Below are 2,500 nucleotides of genomic sequence, written 5' to 3'. Positions count from 1 at the left end.
ATGACCTGTGGTTAGGAGTGAAAGGCTAATCAAACCGGGAGATATCTGGTTCTCCTCGAAAGCTATTTAGGTAGCGCCTCGTGTCTCACTCTCGGGGGTAGAGCACTGTTTCGGCTAGGGGGCCATCCCGGCTTACCAACCCGATGCAAACTCCGAATACCGAGAAGTGCAATCACGGGAGACACACGGCGGGTGCTAACGTCCGTCGTGGAAAGGGAAACAACCCAGACCGCCAGCTAAGGTCCCAAAGTTATCGCTAAGTGGGAAACGATGTGGGAAGGCTAAAACAGCTAGGAGGTTGGCTTAGAAGCAGCCACCCTTTAAAGAAAGCGTAATAGCTCACTAGTCGAGTCGGCCTGCGCGGAAGATGTAACGGGGCTAAGCGATACACCGAAGCTGCGGATGCAAGCTTGCTTGCATGGTAGAGGAGCGTTCTGTAAGCCGTTGAAGGTGAACCGGGAGGTTTGCTGGAGGTATCAGAAGTGCGAATGCTGACATGAGTAACGATAAAGGGGGTGAAAAACCCCCTCGCCGGAAGACCAAGGTTTCCTGTTCGATGCTAATCAGAGCAGGGTGAGTCGGCCCCTAAGGCGAGGCAGAAATGCGTAGTCGATGGGAAACAGGTTAATATTCCTGTACCGGTGTTAACTGCGATGGAGTGACGGAGAAGGCTAGGCCGGCCGGGCGTTGGTTGTCCCGGTTTAAGGTAGTAGGCTGAGGGTTTAGGTAAATCCGGACCCTTAAGGCCGAGAGCTGATGACGAGGTCCCACGGGACTGAAGTGGTCGATGCCATGCTTCCAGGAAAAACTTCTAAGCTTCAGGTTAACAGCGACCGTACCCCAAACCGACACAGGTGGTCAGGTAGAGAATACCAAGGCGCTTGAGAGAACTCGGGTGAAGGAACTAGGCAAAATAGCACCGTAACTTCGGGAGAAGGTGCGCCGCTGACGGTGAATGATTTACTCAGTAAGCTGTTGGTGGTCGAAGTAACCAGGTGGCTGCGACTGTTTATTAAAAACATAGCACTCTGCAAACACGAAAGTGGACGTATAGGGTGTGACGCCTGCCCGGTGCCGGAAGGTTAATTGATGGGGTTAGCTTAGGCGAAGCTCTTGATCGAAGCCCCGGTAAACGGCGGCCGTAACTATAACGGTCCTAAGGTAGCGAAATTCCTTGTCGGGTAAGTTCCGACCTGCACGAATGGCGTAACGATGGCCACACTGTCTCCACCCGAGACTCAGTGAAATTGAAATCGCTGTGAAGATGCAGTGTACCCGCGGCTAGACGGAAAGACCCCGTGAACCTTTACTACAGCTTCACACTGGACTTAGACATTACTTGTGTAGGATAGCTGGGAGGCTTTGAAGCGGCGACGCCAGTCGTCGTGGAGCCAACCTTGAAATACCAGCCTGGTAATGTTTGAGTTCTAACTCAGGTCCGTTATCCGGATCGAGGACAGTGTGTGGTGGGTAGTTTGACTGGGGCGGTCTCCTCCCAAAGAGTAACGGAGGAGTACGAAGGTGTACTAAGTACGGTCGGACATCGTACGGTTAGCATAAAGGTAGAAGTACGCTTGACTGCGAGACTGACACGTCGAGCAGGTGCGAAAGCAGGTCTTAGTGATCCGGTGGTTCTGTATGGAAGGGCCATCGCTCAACGGATAAAAGGTACTCCGGGGATAACAGGCTGATTCCTCCCAAGAGTTCATATCGACGGGGGAGTTTGGCACCTCGATGTCGGCTCATCACATCCTGGGGCTGTAGCCGGTCCCAAGGGTATGGCTGTTCGCCATTTAAAGTGGTACGCGAGCTGGGTTTAGAACGTCGTGAGACAGTTCGGTCCCTATCTGCCGTGGGCGTTGGAGAATTGAGAAGAGCTGCTCCTAGTACGAGAGGACCGGAGTGGACGAACCTCTGGTGTTCCGGTTGTCACGCCAGTGGCATTGCCGGGTAGCTATGTTCGGACAGGATAACCGCTGAAAGCATCTAAGCGGGAAGCCCCCTTCAAGATAAGTTCTCCCTGAGACTTTAAGTCTCCTAAAGAGCCGTTGAAGACTACGACGTTGATAGGCAGGATGTGGAAGTGTTGTGAGGCATTAAGCTAACCTGTACTAATTGCTCGTGAGGCTTGACCATATAACACCCAAAGGGTTTGTATGAAACAAAACTGAGACTCGTAACAAGTGACATCGCTAGACGATTGTGTGACGAATTAAATAAGTAATCAAATTAACCGAATTGAAGACAGTGACTGAGGAATCGGTCTCTGAAATATCAACCAGTTTTGCCTGGTGACCATTGCGAACGGGCACCACCTGATCCCATCTCGAACTCAGAAGTGAAAACGTTCAGCGCCGATGGTAGTGTGGGGTCTCCCCATGTGAGAGTAGGTCATCGCCAGGCATTTAATTCAACGAAAGGCTTATCCGTAAGGGTAAGCCTTTTTTGTTGCCTGAAACAAAAGCACCAAATGAGTTGGCAACCACATTAAAAAGCGATG

General features: G+C 51.6%; 2 rRNA genes (1 of these 2 cut by a window edge). Both read left to right on the top strand.

The annotated features are described in order from the left end of the window. Positions 1-2,136 (top strand): 23S ribosomal RNA (locus ACTUJY_RS20795); it begins 753 nt to the left of the window's first position. A gap of 151 nt (positions 2,137-2,287) precedes the next feature. After that, positions 2,288-2,403: ribosomal RNA gene (gene rrf / locus ACTUJY_RS20790) — 5S ribosomal RNA — on the top strand. The last annotated feature ends 97 nt before the right edge of the window (positions 2,404-2,500 follow it).

It is taken from the genome of Pleionea sp. WD8-19 (assembly GCF_055326765.1).
Note: the sequence above shows the minus strand (reverse complement) of the source record. Positions and strands in the feature narration are given on the sequence as shown.